The 865-nt window shown below is 28.7% G+C and carries 1 protein-coding gene; it reads right to left on the reverse strand.

Annotated elements, in window-relative coordinates; all coding sequences use genetic code 11:
- Positions 1-127 precede the first annotated feature (127 nt).
- Positions 128-865: PH domain-containing protein (locus tag ACY2RU_RS17650; RefSeq protein WP_490139803.1), on the reverse strand; the 738-nt coding region annotated here is incomplete at its 5' end.

Genomic DNA, 865 nt, shown 5'->3' on the forward strand with positions numbered 1-865 from the left:
ACAACGGTTTTGTGTATGGTTAGTTGCGTGTTTCAGCAACTAATTTAGTAAACAAAAACGAACGCGAGAAAATTCCGAAGGAATTTTCCAAATAAACAACGACCAAAGCAATTAATTATACACGTTGTTACCCAACGTTTTTATTTCCCATTATTATTTCAACTGCTTTGACGGCTTCTTTCTGATATTTTGATTTGTTGGTCAAAATTTCGTTCAATTCCGTTTCAGATTTTGTTTTAAATTTTTCCACAAACTTTTCCGTAAGACTTTTTTCTTTTTGCTTTTCCAATTCTTGCTTTAAAGTTAAAGCTTCTTTAGAGTCGGATTTGTTAATGTATTGAAACATTCTAAACCTATACTTTGTATTCTCCACAATTGGTTCGTCGTGCAGAAAGTCCACAATTAAGTTTGAAATATAATATCTGTCTCCATTATTAAATTCCAAATCCCAGTATGCAAGGTCAGAGTTTATCATTTTCCAACGCATTGCATTGTCAATCCGATTTTTGTAATAAATTCCTAAATGATAAATTGAAGATTTTATTTCCGTTATTTTGTATTGTTTTAATTCTCCGTTTTTGACAATTCCGATGCTATTATTTTTTGTGTCAATCTTAATTTTCGTATTCTTATTTTCTTTGAAATAGTTAAAATAAATAATGAAATTCGGTAGATTATAGATTAAGAAAATCACAGACATTATTTTGATAAACAAAAAGTCCAAAACAAATTGCTCTCCTTTTTTCAGATAATAATAAATAGGCGTTATTATTATCAAACCAATAACAAAATAAATATTTTCCCTCAAGAGGATTTTCAGAAGTTTGTTGTTATGTTTAAAGGTTTTTTTCAAATGTTGGGTAAC

Source organism: Ulvibacter sp. 2305UL32-6, from assembly GCF_058148545.1.